Below are 14,187 nucleotides of genomic sequence, written 5' to 3'. Positions count from 1 at the left end.
CACCACCGACGGCTCCGCCCTCCCCCACGCCAAGGTCGAGCTGTGGCACGCGGACGCGGGCGGCTACTACAGCCAGTATGCTCCCGGCCTGCCCGAGTGGAACCTCCGAGGCACCTTCACCACCGACACCGCGCCCCGCAGCAACCCCGCCCCCGGCGGGGGAGTCCTCGGCCGCCCCGCCACCGGTGGCATCACGTCGACGTTCGGCATGCGGCAGCACCCCGTCCTGCACGTCTACAAGCTGCACACCGGCACCGACTTCTCCACGGGCTGCGGCGCGCCCGTGTATGCCGCGGCCGACGGCCGCATCATCTCCGCCGGGTTCAACACGGCCTACGGCAACCGGATCATGGTCGAGCACGGCACCGTCCGCGGCGTCGACCTGGTGACGACCTACAACCACCTCACGTCCTTCGCCGTGCAGGGCGGCAGCGTGCGGCGCGGGCAGCTGCTGGGCTACTCCGGCACCACGGGCTACTCCACCGGCTGCCACCTGCACTTCGAGACGATCGTCAACGGTCGCTTCACCGATCCCATGGACTGGCTCTGACGGTCGGACGGCATACGGCTGGCACGAGCAGGCTCAGGACACCGGAGGACCAGGTGGCCGGCAGGTAGACTCGGACACCATGGCCAAGGAGCAGGGCACCAAGGTGATCGCGCGCAACAAGAAGGCGCGCCACGACTACCACATCGAGCGGACGTGGGAGGCGGGCATCGTGCTGTCCGGGACCGAGGTCAAGTCGCTGCGGCAGGGACGCGCCAGCCTGGTCGACGGCTTCGCGCAGGAGTACAACGGCGAGCTCTACCTCGAGGGCGTCCACATCCCCGAGTACTCCCAGGGCACCTGGACCAACCATGCCGCCCGCCGCCGCCGCAAGCTGCTCCTGCACCGCGACGAGCTCCGCACGATCTTTGCCTCGTCCCAGGAGAGTGGGCACACGATCGTGCCGCTCGAGCTGTACTTCAAGGACGGCCGGGCCAAGGTCGAGATCGCCCTCGCCAAGGGCAAGAAGCTCTACGACAAGCGTCAGACGCTGCGCGAGCGTCAGGACAACCGTGAGGCGGAGCGGGCGATGTCCAACGCGTTCAAGCGAGGCCGCGCCTGACGGACGGTGATCCCTCCTCGGTCGGGGGAGCGGTTCGGATAGATTCGCCGTCGAAGAGGCGCACCGACGACCAGGGGGTAGCCCGTGACCACCGATCCACGTCCGCACAGCCGGACCGCACGAGCGCTGGCCGTCCTGGCCGTCACGCTGTGGCTGATGCTGCTCGGGCTGACGCCCGCGGGGGCCGCCGCGGGCAGCGACCGCGTCACGCGGCTGGTCGTCGACTACGTCGTCGACGCGCAGGGCGGGATCTCGGTGACGGAGACCTACGACTACCGGTTCAACACCAGCGGGCGGCACGGCATCGAGCGGACCATCGCGACGGCGCAGGGCTACGCCCCGGACGAGGACACCGCCGCGGGCTCGGAGGGGTCCGGTGGCTCCACCTCCCAGGAGCGGCACTACGAGATCAGCGACATCTCGGCCAGCAGCCCGAGCGGCGCCCCGGCCCAGCTGAGCGTCCGTGACCAGGGCGACGCGACCGTCATCCGCGTCGGCTCGCCCAACCGCACCGTCTCCGGCGACGAGCGCTATGTCCTCAAGTACCACCTCGCGCACGTCGTCAACGAGCAGCCGAACGGCGTCGAGCTCTACTACAACGTCCTCGGCAACTCCTGGCGGGTGCCCTTCGACCGGGTCGACGTGACCGTCCGAGGTCCCGGGTCCAGTGCCGTCAGCAAGACGGCCTGCTACTACGGCACCTTCAAGAGCGACACGCCCTGCCAGTCGACGCCCGGCAACCCGGCGAGGTTCAGCGCGCAGAACCTCGAGGTCATGCAGAACATGAGCATCGTGGCGCTGCTGCCGCGCACCGCGTTCACCGACGTCAGCAAGGACGTCCGCGAGGCTGGGTCCGCGGACTCCGGGGGGCCCTACATCTCGCCGGAGGCGGCCCGCGTGCGCACGCTCAGCCAGCTGGGGGTCGGCGTGGGCGCACCGCTGCTGGCCCTGGCCGGGATGGGCGCCCTGGTCTGGCGGCGCGGACGGGACGAGCGGTATGTCGGCCTGGCTCCCGACACGCTCCCGGCTCCGGGGCAGCAGGTGCCGACGACCCGCGGTGGCAAGGCACCCGTGACGGCCGTCCGGTTCAACCCGCCGGACAACGCGACGCCCGGGCTCATCGGCACGATCTACGACGAGCACGCCGACACCATCGACGTGTCGGCGACCGTGATCGACCTCGCGGTGCGGGGCTACCTGCGGATCGAGCAGACGCAGGACGGCGGGAGGTTCCAGACCTCGGACTGGCGGCTCGAGTACCTCGGCACCCCCAAGCCGGGGGACCGCGGTCTGCTGAAGTACGAGCGGACCATCCTCGACGGGATCTTCGCGCACGGCACGCCCGTGATGATGTCCGAGCTCAAGAACCACTTCTCGGGCACGCTGGCCATCGCCAAGCAGGAGATGTACTCCGAGACCGTGCAGCGCGGCTGGTTCCGGCAGTCGCCGGAGCGGGTGCGCCAGGGCTTCGGCTGCCTCACCTGGTTGCCCTTCGCGGTGGTCTTCGGGTGGATGTTCTTCGGCGCCGGTTCCTTCGCGGGGGCGCTGACCAGCGACAGCATCGCGGGCTTCGACCTGCCGGTGCCGTCGGTCATGGTGGCCGCGGCCGGGCTGTTCTCGGTGCCCTTCATCATGCGGTGGCTGGTCAAGAGGCTCCCCGCCCGCACCGCCGACGGGTCCGCCGTGCTCGAGCAGGCCAAGGGCTTCCGCGAGTACCTCCTGACCGCCGAGGCGGAGCAGATCAAGTACGACGAGGCGCTGGACATCTTCAGCCGCTACCTGCCCTACGCCGTGGTCTTCGGCGTGGCCGACCGGTGGGCGCAGATCTTCGCGCGGGTCGCTGAGATGGCGCGGGCGGACGGCTACGACGTGGGCGTCCCGACCTTCTACGTCTGGTACGGCGGCGGCTTCGGTGGTTTCGGCGACTTCGGGCACGCGGTCGACTCGTTCTCGTCGTCCGCGGCCGGGACCTTCACCTCGACGCCGGGCTCGTCGGGCGGCAGCGGTTTCGGCGGTGGCGGCTTCGACGGGGGCGGCGGCTTCTCCGGCGGCGGGGTCGGCGACGGCGGCGGCGGCTCCTGGTGACCTACCCCCGGTAGGGGCATAGACCGGGCTTCGTTCGCCAGGTCGATGATCCCGCCCCCGGTAGGGGCATCGACCGGGCTTCGTTCGCCAGGTCGATGATCCCGCCCCCGGTAGGGGCATCGACCGGGCTTCGTTCGCCAGGTCGATGATCCCGCCCCCGGCAGGTCACTCGACGACGACGATGAGGTCTCCGCCCTCGACGGCCTGCGCCGCCCCGATCGCGAGGCGGCTCACGCGCCCGGCGACCGGCGTGGTGATGGCGGCCTCCATCTTCATGGCCTCGATCGTCGCGACCTGCGCGCCCGCCGCGACCTCGTCGCCCTCGGCCACCGCCAGCGTCACGACACCCGCGAACGGCGCCGGCACGTGGCCCGGCTTGGTGGTGTCGGCACGCTCGGCGGCGGCGACGTTGGACTTGACGGACTCGTCGCGCACCTCGATCGTGCGCATCTGGCCGTTGATCGTGACCATGACATTGCGCATGCCGCGGGCGTCTGCGTCGCCGATCGCCGTGAGGCCGAGGAGCAAGGTCTTGCCACGCTCCATCTGCACCTCGTGCTCCTCGCCGACCGCGAGGCCGTGCAGGAAGTCGCGCGTGTTGAGCACCGACAGGTCGCTGAACGCCTCGCGTGCCGCCACGAACTCCTTGGTAGGGCCGGGGAAGAGCAGGCGGTTCAGCGTCATACGCGGCTCGTCGGCCAGGGCCTGCTCGTCCTCGGCGGACAGCTCGGTCTCGACCGGCTTGGTCCGCCGACCCTCCAGGGCCTTGGTGCGGAAGGGCTCGGGCCAGCCACCGGGGGGCGTCCCCAGGTCGCCGTTGAGGAAGCCGATGACCGAGTCGGGTATGTCGAAGCGCTGCGGATCCGCCTCGAACGCCGCCGGGTCCGCGCCAGCACCCACGAGCGCCAGGGCGAGGTCGCCGACCACCTTGGACGACGGGGTGACCTTGACGATGTTGCCGAGGATGTCGTTGGCGGCGGCATACATGTCCTCGATCGCCTCGAACCGGTCGCCCAGCCCGAGCGCGATGGCCTGCTGACGGAGGTTGGACAGCTGCCCGCCGGGGATCTCGTGGGTGTAGACGCGGCCGGTGGGGCCGGCGAGCCCGGACTCGAACGGCCCGTAGAGCCGCCGGATGGCCTCCCAGTAGGGCTCGAGGTCCATGACGGCGTCCAGGTCGAGCCCGGTCGCCCGGTCGGTCCCGTCGGTGGCCGCGACCAGCGCGGACATGGACACCTGGGAGGTGGTGCCGGCCATCGAGGCCGCCGCCACGTCCACTGCGTCGACCCCGGCGTCGATCGCGGCGAGGAGCGTGGCGAGCTGGCCGCCCGCGGTGTCATGGGTGTGCAGGTGCACGGGCAGGTCGAAGCGCTCCCGCAGCGCCCGCACGAGCCGGGCCGCCGCGGGTGCCCGCAGCAGCCCGGCCATGTCCTTGATCGCGAGGACGTGCGCTCCGGCCTCGACGAGCTGCTCGGCGAGGCGCAGGTAGTAGTCGAGGGTGTAGAGCTGCTCGCCGGGCGAGAGCATGTTGCCGGTGTAGCAGAGCGCGGCCTCGGCGACGGCGTGGTCGGTCTCGCGGACCGCCTCGATCGCGGGGCGCATCTGGTCGACGTTGTTGAGCGCGTCGAAGATGCGGAACACGTCGACCCCGGTGCGAGCCGCCTCGGCGACGAAGGCGTTGGTCACCGACAGCGGGTAGGGCGTGTAGCCCACCGTGTTGCGGCCACGCAGCAGCATCTGGATCGGCAGGTTGGGCATCGCCTCGTGGAGCTGGGCGAGCCGCTCCCACGGGTCCTCGTGCAGGAACCGCAGCGCCACGTCGTAGGTCGCGCCGCCCCAGGCCTCCACCGAGAGCAGCTGCGGCAGCATGCGAGCGACGTAGGGCGCCACGTGCAGCATGTCCCGGGTCCGGACGCGGGTCGCGAGCAGCGACTGGTGCGCGTCGCGGAAGGTCGTGTCGGTGACGGCCACGGAGGTGCGCTCGCGCAGCGCCCGGGCCCAGCCCTCGGGGCCGAGCTCCAGGAGGCGCTGCCGGGACCCGGCGGGCGGGGCGGCCCGCCATACGTCCTCGGGCAGCCGCGGGAGCTTCTCGCGGGCCGAGCGCTCGGTGCGCTGCGGACCGTGCGGCTGGTTGACGGTGATCCCCGCAAGGTAGGTCAGCAGCTTGGTGCCGCGGTCGGCGGGCATGCGGTTGTCGAACAGCGAGGGCCGCTCCTCGATGAAGCTCGTCGTGATGCGCCCCGCGATGAAGTCGGGGTCGCTGATGAGGGACTCGAGGAAGGTGATGTTGGTGGAGATCCCGCGGATCCGGAACTCCTGCAGGGCCCGCTGGGCGCGCTGCACCGCCGTGGCGAAGTCCCGCCCCCGACAGGTGAGCTTGACCAGCATCGAGTCGAAGTGAGCACCCACCTCGGCGCCGTCGAAGACCGTGCCGCCGTCGAGGCGCACCCCGGCGCCGCCGGGAGAGCGGTAGACCATGATCCGCCCGGTGTCGGGCCGGAAGCCGTTGGCGGGGTCCTCGGTGGTGATGCGGCACTGCAGCGCCGCCCCGCGCAGCCGGATCGAGTCCTGGGACAGACCCAGTTCGGCCAACGTCTCGCCGGCCGCGATCCGCAGCTGGCTGGAGACGAGGTCGACGTCGGTGACCTCCTCGGTGACCGTGTGCTCGACCTGGATGCGGGGGTTCATCTCGATGAAGACGTAGCGGCCGTCCGGCCCGAGCAGGAACTCCACCGTACCGGCGTTGACGTAACCGATCTGGCGGGCGAACCGGACGGCGTCCGCGCAGATCCGGTCGCGCAGCTCGGGGTCGAGGCCCGGGGCGGGGGCGACCTCGACCACCTTCTGGTGGCGGCGCTGCACCGAGCAGTCTCGCTCGAACAGGTGGATGGTGTCGCCGGTCGCGTCGGCGAGGATCTGCACCTCGATGTGGCGCGGGGAGAGGACGGCCTCCTCGAGGTACATCCGGTCGTCGCCGAACGCGCTGGCGGCCTCGCGCTGCGCCTCGAGGATCGCGGCCTCGAGCCGGTCGGCCGACTCCACCTTGCGCATGCCGCGTCCGCCGCCTCCGCTGACGGCCTTGACGAAGAGCGGGAACCCGATCTCCTCCGAGGCCGCCACGAGGGTGGCGACGTCGTTGCTCGGCTCGCTGTCGTGCAGGATCGGCAGCCCGGCCTCCGCCGCCGCCTTGATGGCCCGCGCCTTGTTGCCCGTGAGCTCGAGCACCGTGTGCGCCGGGCCGACGAAGGTGATGCCTTCCTCCTGGCAGCGCTGGGCGAGGTCGGGGTTCTCCGACAGGAAGCCGTAGCCCGGGTAGATCGCGTCGGCCTCCGCCTCCTTGGCGGCCGTGATGATGCCCTCCACGTCGAGGTAGGCCCGCACCGGGTGGCCCTCCTCGCCGATCTGGTAGGACTCGTCGGCCTTGAGGCGGTACTCCGCCTTGCGGTCCTCGTAGGGGAACACGGCGACGGTGGTGATGCCGAGCTCGGTGGCGGCGCGGAACGCCCGGACGGCGATCTCACCACGGTTGGCGACGAGGACCTTGCGGAACATGGGGTGCTCCCTCGGGGAGTGGCTGGACAGGCAGCCGGCCGGGCGGGCCGGCCGACTCTGCGGCCAGCCTAGAGAGCGGGGGTCGGCCTGTCCTGGTCAGTCCGTATGACGGGAGCGATCGCCCGTCGTGCGCTGCGGCGACGGGCGACGGGCGACGCGCGCTGGCCGGGGAAAGGAGGGGCATCGCCCGACGCGCGGGCGATGCCACTCCGTGACGCACCCGCCTACCAGGTGTGGGCGACGTCCACCACCAGGTGTTGCCTGGTCGCGTCCTTGACGACGAACGCCCGCATGGGCAGCCGCGCCCGGGTCCCCACGCCGAAGGTGGTCTGCCCCTCGAAGGATCCGCCGAAGGCGATCTGGCGGAAGGTGCTGAAGCCGGAGACGCGGACGGCCTCGAGGCGGTTCGCCGGCCGATAGGTCGGGCGCCCCTCGGGGGTGTAGGCGGGCGCCTGCACCGTGACGACGAGGTCCGCTGCCCCCCGCAGCGGGATCGTGTCGCCCTTGGCGATGTCCGTGAACCGGGACCGGTAGCCGACGTGGTAGCCGACGGTGCGGGTCGAGGCCGGTCCGAGGTCGACGACCAGGCGGTCGAAGCAGGCGTGCCGGCCGGCCCGGGCGCCGAGGACGCGGACGTCGGCGGTGCTGGTGGAGGCCTCGTCCAGCGACCCCCACGTCGTGGCGCAGGCCGAGCGGGTGGTGGGTGCCGCGGTCGCGGGACCGGTGGGGAGGACGGCCAGGCTGGTGGCCGCCGTCAGGACGGCAGCCGCGGCTGCCGCACCCGACGTCAGGTGATGGGTGGTTCTCATGTCTACGTCCCCCATGGATGCAGGTCGCCCGCCGCGAGGTCGCGGACACGGGCGGCGCCGGCCGGGGCGTTGCGCCGACCGACGGCGAGGAGGCCGGGGCGTGCTGCCGGGCCTCGGGTGGCGCCAGGGCAGGGAAGCCGGTGTGGCCGGGGGAGACGAGGCGTCGGTCTCGGCCGCCGAGGCGGCCGGTGGGTTGCAGGCACCCGTCTCGTGGCGACGGGTCTACTCCAGGATAGGTCCCAGGGCGTCTCAGGGGAAGGCCTGCAGCCGGTAGGTTCGGGGGGTGACGATCGACGCCGACCGCTACCTCGGCGGGAGCCCGGACCGGGTCGAGCTGCAGCGACGCACCGTGCGGACGCTGGCCGTCACCAACGCTGTCGGCGGGGTCGGCGTCACGACCGGGATCACGGTCGCCTCGCTGCTGGCCGCGGACGTCTCCGGGCGCGAGGAGCTCGCCGGCCTCAGCCAGACCGCGCAGGTGGCGGGGACCGCGGTGGCGGCATACCTGCTGTCCCGCGTGATGACCCGGCGGGGCCGTCGGGTCGGGCTGTCGATCGGCTATCTCGTGGGCGCCACCGGTGCCCTGCTGTGCGTGCTGGCCGGTGTGGTCCGCAGCTTCCCGCTGCTGCTGGCGGCGGCGGTGCTGTTCGGCGCGGCCAGCGCTGCCAACTCCCAGTCACGTTTCGCGGCAACGGACCTGGCCAGCGACCAGCATCGTGGCCGGGACCTGTCGATGGTGGTGTGGGCCACGACGATCGGTGCGGTGACCGGCCCCAACCTCGCCGACGTGGGCGGGACGCTGGCGACGAGCCTCGGCCTGCCCGCCCTCACCGGAGCCTTCCTCGTCACGGCGCTGGCGCTCGGTGTCACCATCGCGCTCGTCGGGCTGCTGCTGCGCCCCGACCCATTGCTCGTCGCGCGCGCCGTCGCCGCGCAGCAGCGGCGGAGCGACCCGGCCGGATCCACCCGTGACGACGACGTCAGCGCCTGGCACGTGCTGCGGACCCGCCCCACCGTCGCCGCCTGCGTCGTGGCGATCGCGCTGGCCCACACCGTCATGGTGTCGGTGATGATCATGACGCCCATCCACATGCGGCACGGCGACGCGAGCATCCGCCTGATCGGGCTGACCCTCAGCGGGCACATCCTCGGCATGTACGCCTTCTCCCCGCTCGTCGGGCGTCTCGTCGACCGGTGGGGCGGCTGGCGGGTCGTCCTGCTCGGCGCGGTGGTCGAGGGAGGGTCGATCGTCGCGGCGGCCACGACCCAGGAGGGCGCGTCCTGGCTGCTCTCGGCCGCGTTGTTCGGGCTGGGGCTCGGCTGGTCGTTCGCGCTGATCGGGGCGTCGTCGTCGCTCGTCGGTGCCACCCCGGTGGGCGCCCGCGCCCCGGTCCAGGGGCTCGCCGACCTGGTCATGGGCCTGACCGCCGCGGTGGGCGGCGCCCTCGCCGGGGTCATCGTGGGCTGGCTGGGCTATCCCGCGCTCGCGCTGTCCTGCCTGCCCGCCGCTGCGGTCGTGTGCGGGTGCGGCCTCCTCGTGCGTGGCGCCGCGCGATAGGTTCGTGGCGGAGCCGTCGCCGACCACCGTCGATCAGCAGGAGGGTTCGTATGCCGGAAGACGCCCCCACCACCGCCAGCCCCCGCCCGGGGCACACCGACGAGGTCCTCTACGAGCGGCGCGGGGCCCTCGGCCGGATCCTGCTCAACCGACCCAGGGCCATCAACTCGCTCACCACGCCGATGGTCGACTCGATGCTCGAGCAGCTGCGGGACTGGTCGGCGGACGACGAGGTCGTCAGCGTCAGCATCGAGGGTGTCGGCCCCAAGGGGCTCTGCGCCGGCGGCGACATGCGGGCCGCGCGGGAGGCGACGATGGCCGGCCGCGACGACGCCATCGTCTTCTGGGACCACGAGTACCAGGTCGACGCCGCGATCGCCGCCTACCCCAAGCCCTACATCGCGTTCATGGACGGCATCGTCATGGGCGGGGGAGTCGGGGTGTCGGCGCACGGCTCGCTGCGCCTCGCCACCGAGCGCACCCGGCTGGCCATGCCCGAGACCGCGATCGGCTTCTTCCCCGACGTCGCGGGCTGCTGGTGGCTGGCCAAGGCACCGGGCCAGCTCGGTCCCTACCTCGCCATGACCGGCGCATCCATCACCGGGGCGGACGCCGTGGCAACGGGATTCGCGGATGCGCTGATCTCCTCGGACGAGCTCCCCGCTCTGGTCGACCGGCTCGCGGCGGGGGAGCGGCTCGACCCCTCCGTCGGTGACACCGACCCGACGAGCCCCCTTGTCGCGCAACGCGGCTGGATCGACGAGTGCTTCACCGGCGACGACCCAGCGGTGATCCTGCGGCGGCTCGAGGCGCATGGCAGCGAGGAGGCGAGAGGGTGTGCCGCCGTCATACGCACGAAGTCCCCACTGTCCGTGGCGGTCTCGCTCGAGGCCGTGCGCCGCGCCGCCCGCATGCGCAGCATCAATGAGGTGCTGCAGCAGGACCGGGTCCTCGGGCGGCACTTCTGGGAGCGGTCCGACATGCCCGAAGGCGTGCGGGTGGTCCTCGTCGACAAGGGCGCGGGCGAGCCGCCGCAGTGGCTCTGGGACCGTGTCGAGGACGTGCCGCACGACGTCGTGGAGGGCATGTTCGTCTGCTGAACCGGCTAGGGTGACCACGTGATCCGGACGGCGTAGAGGCACCAGCGCCACCCACCCTGCGTCGGTGGGCGGCTCGTCGTGCCCTCAGCCACCGGCCGCGCCGCGGCCACGTCCACCCGGAGTCACCCCATGTCCGGCACCACGCGTGCCGGGAGCTACCGCACCCTCCTCGCCGACCCGGTCGTCGCGCGCACCTTCGCGCTGGCCCTGGTCGGGCGGCTAGGGTATGCCGTGCTCCCGCTCAGCTTCCTCTTCACCGTCCGCCAGACCACCGGCAGCTTCGCCGCGGCGGCCACCGCGATGGCGGTCTTCGGCTCGACGACCCTCGTCATGCCGGTGCAGGCCCGCCTCGCCGACCGGCACGGCCAGCGTGTCGTGCTCTCCTGCGTCGCAGCGGGATTCGTTCTCGTCCTCGTCGCGGCCGCGCTCGTCGCCCGCGGCTCTGCGGGTGCCCCACCGGGAGCGTGGGTGGCGGGCTCGGTCCTGCTCGGCCTCACGGCGCCGGCCCTCGGACCCTCGATGCGCGCGCAGTGGCGCAGCTTCGTCCCCGAGGGGCCGCGGCGGGTCACGGCCTACTCCCTCGACGCCGTCTGCGAGGAGACCCTCTACCTCGTCGGCCCGATCGTCGCCGCCGCTCTCCTGGCTCGGGGCCCGGCCTCGCACGGGCTCGTGCTCGTCGCCGGGCTGGTCGCGGTCGGGGCGGCCGGCCTCATGATCTCCCCGGCCGCGACCGTCACCGCGGCCGCGGCGGATCTGGACGATCCGAAAGTCCTCGCCGGGCCAGGTGATTCGCCCGCACCCAGCGACGCACCCCGACCCAGCGACGCACCGGCGTCTGGAGGCGCCGCGGCGCCAGGACGGCGGGGTTCACCCCTCGGACTCGCCGGGATGTGGCGGCTGCTCGCCCTCATGGCGGGCTTCGGTTGCGCGAGCGCGTTGATGTACACCGGGGTCGCCGCCCGCGCCGACGCCGCCGGGCACCCGGGCTGGGCGGGCTACGTCGAGGCAGCCGTGGCCGCCGCCTCCGTGATCGGCGGCCTCGCGTGGGGCGCCCGACGGCACCGGCGTGCCTGGCCGGCGCAGCTCGCGGGAACCCTTGCCCTGCTGGGGATCTCGCTGTGCGTGGCGTCGGCGATGACGTCGTGGTGGTTGCTTGGCGTCGTCCTCGTCGGGGCGGGCCTGGCGATGTCGCCGAGCTACACCGTGGCCTTCGTGGCGGCCGATGTCGAGACGCCGCCCCACCTGCGCACCGAGGCGAGTACGTGGGTGAGCACCATCACCAACCTCGGCTCGTCCGGCGGCACCGCCCTGGCCGGCGTGGTGGTCGGGGCCTGGGGCGCGGGTGCGCCACTGGCCGTGGCCGGAGTCGTGGCCCTGGTGGCTGCCGCAGCGGCCGGCAGCCTGGCCGCGACCGCCTCCCGCAGCTAGCCCACGCGACAAGAGTGCTGTCTGCCCGCACCTGTGCCACGGTGCGGGGCGGGGAGCGTGCGGAATCTGCTGTCTGCCTGCGCCTTGGCCACGCTGCGGGGCCGTAGGCGTGACAAAACTGCGGTCTCCCCGCGCTTCGGTCGCGCTGCGGGGCCGTGGGTGTGACGAAAGTGCGGTCTCCCGCGCCTTGGTCACGTCGGCAGCCCGGCGAGGGCGCCGGCGTCAGGCGATGGCGGTCACCGCGCCGGCGCCGACGTCGTAGCCGCGGTACATGCCGGGGGAGTTGAACGCCAGCACCACCTCGCCCGCCGGCGTCACCGCGACGAGCCCGCCGTCGGCGCCACGCGCCCCCACGAGCTCGTCGATCGTCTCGCGCACCGCCGTCGCCAGACCCTGCCCACCCCACCGGAGCCGCGCGTGGATCTCGTGCGCCACCGCCCCCCGCACAAAGAGCTCACCCTGGCCCGTGCACGACACCGCCACGGTCGCGTCGTCGGCCCAGGTCCCGCAGCCCACCAGGGGCGTGTCGCCGACCCGGCCCGGCAGCTGCGCGGTGATGCCACCGGTCGAGGTGGCCGCCGCAACCAAGCCCGAGGCGTCGCGGGCGACCGCCCCCACCGTCCCGTGGCGGTACTCCAGGAAGGAGGACGTCTCCTCGAGCATCCGTCGCCGCGCCTCGGTGACGTAGTAGTCGGGGGTCACCAGCTCAAGCCCCCACTGCTCCAGCAGCGCAAGCGACGGCATCGCCATCAGCACGTGGTCGCTCCGCTCCATGACGGCGCGCGCGGCCATGACGGGGTTGCGTGGCCCGCTCGCGCAGGTCACGGCCCCTGACCTCGAGTCGCCGGCCATCACGCAGGCGTCCAGCTCGGCGGTCCCCTCGATCGTCAGCGCGGCGCCCCGCCCCGCGTTGAAGCACTCGCTGTCCTCCAGCACCCGCACGCTCGCGCACACCGCGTCCAGGGCCGCGCCGCCATCGTCGAGGATCGCCCGCCCGGCACGCACCGCCGCCTCGAGCGCAGCGGTGGCGGCCGCCGACTGCACGGAGGGCAGGGACGCCGGGTCGACGCCCGCGCCCCCGTGGATCGCGATGGCCGGGCCGCCGGCCGGCAGGTGGGTGAGCTGGACAGGCGGCAGCGGCGTCATACGGTCCATTGTCGTATGGCGCCGCACCCGCGCAGGACGACCGGGGAATCCTGGTGGAGGCGCGCGCGTTGGGAAGGGTAGACTCACGGGTCTGACCTGGGCCTCGCGCACAGATCGTCGTTTGACAAGTCCATAGCGTGACGTGCCCGCCCCTTCACCGGGACCCCCTTGGGGGTGATCGGTTTCGACGTTGGTCGATCTAGCAGGGGAAGCGGGCCGAGGATGCTGAGTTGTCTCGTTAACGCCCTCAGCAAACCAATAGGTGCCAATTCCAAGCGCACCGACTTCGCCCTCGCCGCCTGAGCGAGCCCGAAGTCTGTCAGCCTAGGTGTGATCTCGGCCTAGGGTCTGGCATCAGCTAGAGATCTTGCTGCACGCCGGTGTCGGGACGGCGTGCGGGACTCCTTCTCGACTGGGCCTGTCAGGGGACGTGTGCGTGCGAGCCCTGGGGCCGAGAAAGTCCTTAGCGCACTGCGCCCGGAGAAGCCCTGGTGCGTCGTCAGCGGACGCGGGTTCGATTCCCGCCACCTCCACCAGATCGGGCACGTCACGCCGTGGACCTGCAGCACAAGGCCCCCTCGCCTCCACCAGGAGATCGAGGGGGCCTTGTCGGCACACGGGCTCGTATGCCGGACGGCTCAGACGGAGGGGATGTCCGCGGGGCTGGTCCCCGGGGTCTGGCCCTGGCCGGCGGCGCCGGGCTGACCCTGCTGCTGCGCGAGCTGGGCCTCGGCGGCCGCCACCTGCTGGGCGTACTCCCGCTTGACGGTCTCCATGTCCAGCGACTTGATCTGCGTGATCAGGTCCTCGAGGGCGTTGGCAGGCAGGGCGCCGGGCTGCATGAGCAGCGGCACGCCCTCGCGGAAGGCCATGATCGTCGGGATCGACGTGATCTGGAGCATCGCGGCGAGGCCCTGCTCGGCCTCGGTGTCGATCTTGCCGAAGACGATGTCGTCGTGCTTGTCGGAGGAGGCCTCGAAGACCGGCGCGAACTGCTTGCAGGGGCCGCACCAGTCGGCCCAGAAGTCGTAGAGGACGATGTCGTTGTCCTGGATGGTCGACTCGAAGGTCGCTTCCGTGATCTGACGGGTGCTCATGGGAGGTCCAACGACGACCACCCGGCGAGGATTCCCCGGACCTGTGCCGAGATCAGCGCCCTGCGCAGACAGGAACGGGCACGGTCGGGCGCCTGATAGACTGGGGTCAGCAGTCTCGCTTGTGCGGTGTTCGCGATCGACGTCCGGGTCGTCCGGTCCCTCGGTCGCCAGCACCACGGCGCAACGTCCGCGACGGACAGGGCCCCAGCTAGGTCTGGGTAAGCCACAGGGGCGCACGACCCCGAGAACTTTCTTGGCCGCTCATCAGGGCGGCCCACGAGAAGCGAGACGCAGCCGGCGGCA

10 protein-coding genes and 1 other RNA gene are annotated in these 14,187 nt (G+C 72.3%); 7 read left to right on the top strand and 4 right to left on the bottom strand.

Translation table 11 applies throughout. The features are described from left to right. The 3 genes from GGG17_RS04975 to GGG17_RS04965 all read left to right on the top strand — a co-directional run. The coding region (locus GGG17_RS04975; protein WP_154592654.1) for a M23 family metallopeptidase at positions 1-550 on the top strand (550 nt) is incomplete at its 5' end. 79 nt (positions 551-629) lie between these two features. Beyond that, a complete protein-coding gene (gene smpB / locus GGG17_RS04970; RefSeq protein WP_154592653.1) occupies positions 630-1,109 on the top strand; it encodes an SsrA-binding protein SmpB in 480 nt (159 codons plus the stop codon). Between the two features lie 84 nt (positions 1,110-1,193). After that, positions 1,194-3,194, top strand: coding sequence for a DUF2207 domain-containing protein (locus GGG17_RS04965; protein WP_154592652.1), 2,001 nt, complete (start codon positions 1,194-1,196; stop codon positions 3,192-3,194). Positions 3,195-3,359: 165 nt separating this feature from the next. On the opposite strand, the gene GGG17_RS04960 is transcribed toward GGG17_RS04965, so the two are convergent. Further along, positions 3,360-6,746, bottom strand: coding sequence for a pyruvate carboxylase (locus tag GGG17_RS04960; protein ID WP_154592651.1), 3,387 nt, complete (start codon positions 6,744-6,746; stop codon positions 3,360-3,362). Positions 6,747-6,970: 224 nt separating this feature from the next. Continuing rightward, positions 6,971-7,555, bottom strand: a complete 585-nt coding sequence (locus GGG17_RS04955) for an AMIN-like domain-containing (lipo)protein (protein WP_230082681.1) — start codon at positions 7,553-7,555, stop codon at positions 6,971-6,973. A gap of 283 nt (positions 7,556-7,838) precedes the next feature. On the opposite strand from GGG17_RS04955, the gene GGG17_RS04950 reads away from it, so the two are divergent. The 3 genes from GGG17_RS04950 (at position 7,839) to GGG17_RS04940 (ending at position 11,641) form a co-directional block, all read left to right on the top strand. Then, a complete protein-coding gene (locus tag GGG17_RS04950; protein ID WP_311966428.1) occupies positions 7,839-9,113 on the top strand; it encodes an MFS transporter in 1,275 nt (424 codons plus the stop codon). A 50-nt stretch (positions 9,114-9,163) separates the two neighbouring features. Beyond that, on the top strand, positions 9,164-10,213 hold the full coding sequence (locus tag GGG17_RS04945) for a 3-hydroxyisobutyryl-CoA hydrolase (protein WP_154592650.1): 1,050 nt from the start codon (positions 9,164-9,166) through the stop codon (positions 10,211-10,213). Positions 10,214-10,342: 129 nt separating this feature from the next. Further along, entirely contained in the window at positions 10,343-11,641 is a 1,299-nt protein-coding gene (locus GGG17_RS04940; protein WP_154592649.1) for an MFS transporter, read from the top strand. Between the two features lie 222 nt (positions 11,642-11,863). Here the strand turns inward: GGG17_RS04940 and GGG17_RS04935 are convergent, their stop codons facing one another. Then, the gene (locus GGG17_RS04935) at positions 11,864-12,787 is read right to left on the bottom strand and encodes an isoaspartyl peptidase/L-asparaginase family protein (protein WP_154592648.1); all 924 of its coding nucleotides are present in this window, start codon (positions 12,785-12,787) and stop codon (positions 11,864-11,866) included. Between the two features lie 170 nt (positions 12,788-12,957). Between GGG17_RS04935 and ssrA the strand changes: the two genes are divergently transcribed. Beyond that, positions 12,958-13,323, top strand: a transfer-messenger RNA (tmRNA) gene (gene ssrA, locus GGG17_RS04930). A 102-nt stretch (positions 13,324-13,425) separates the two neighbouring features. Here the strand turns inward: ssrA and trxA are convergent. Then, a complete protein-coding gene (gene trxA, locus GGG17_RS04925) occupies positions 13,426-13,884 on the bottom strand; it encodes a thioredoxin (RefSeq protein ID WP_154592647.1) in 459 nt (152 codons plus the stop codon). Between the last annotated feature and the right edge of the window lie 303 nt (positions 13,885-14,187).

Source organism: Arsenicicoccus cauae, from assembly GCF_009707125.1.
Lineage (GTDB): Bacteria > Actinomycetota > Actinomycetes > Actinomycetales > Dermatophilaceae > Arsenicicoccus > Arsenicicoccus cauae.
Note: the sequence above shows the minus strand (reverse complement) of the source record. Positions and strands in the feature narration are given on the sequence as shown.

Excerpts from the sequence above, each read along its gene's own strand:
- GGG17_RS04960 (WP_154592651.1), bottom strand. The coding sequence starts at position 6,746 with ATGTTCCGCAAGGTCCTCGTCGCCAACCGTGGTGAGATCGCCGTCCGG.
- GGG17_RS04940 (WP_154592649.1), top strand. The coding sequence starts at position 10,343 with ATGTCCGGCACCACGCGTGCCGGGAGCTACCGCACCCTCCTCGCCGAC.
- trxA (WP_154592647.1), bottom strand. The coding sequence starts at position 13,884 with ATGAGCACCCGTCAGATCACGGAAGCGACCTTCGAGTCGACCATCCAG.
- GGG17_RS04955 (WP_230082681.1), bottom strand. The coding sequence starts at position 7,555 with ATGAGAACCACCCATCACCTGACGTCGGGTGCGGCAGCCGCGGCTGCC.
- GGG17_RS04935 (WP_154592648.1), bottom strand. The coding sequence starts at position 12,787 with ATGACGCCGCTGCCGCCTGTCCAGCTCACCCACCTGCCGGCCGGCGGC.
- GGG17_RS04945 (WP_154592650.1), top strand. The coding sequence starts at position 9,164 with ATGCCGGAAGACGCCCCCACCACCGCCAGCCCCCGCCCGGGGCACACC.
- smpB (WP_154592653.1), top strand. The coding sequence starts at position 630 with ATGGCCAAGGAGCAGGGCACCAAGGTGATCGCGCGCAACAAGAAGGCG.